The following is a 241-nucleotide window of genomic DNA, read 5'->3' on the forward strand; positions in this document are numbered from 1 at the left end:
CTGCAACTATAGCTAAATTTGCATAGCCATTTATGTGTAAGCTGTTTTCTTTTTTACTTAATGTATCACTTAGCTCCAAACGAGCTTTGTTTAAAAATAAAACGTCATAAGGGGCAAGTAACACAAACGTGCCGCCATTCAATCTAAATATCGTTGAATTTGGTAATTCTTCTGTGACATGTTTCAGTATTTTAGCTGCATCTAATACATGCTGGTCACCATCTTGGTAACTTACTATTTG

1 protein-coding gene is annotated in these 241 nt (G+C 34.4%); it reads right to left on the reverse strand.

Annotated elements, in window-relative coordinates:
* Window positions 1-241, reverse strand: a 241-nt coding sequence (locus tag SB751_RS34620; RefSeq protein WP_410749569.1) for a hypothetical protein, incomplete at both ends; no start/stop codon positions are given.

Source organism: Cupriavidus sp. SIMBA_020 (genome assembly GCF_046535395.1).
Lineage (GTDB): Bacteria > Pseudomonadota > Gammaproteobacteria > Burkholderiales > Burkholderiaceae > Cupriavidus > Cupriavidus campinensis.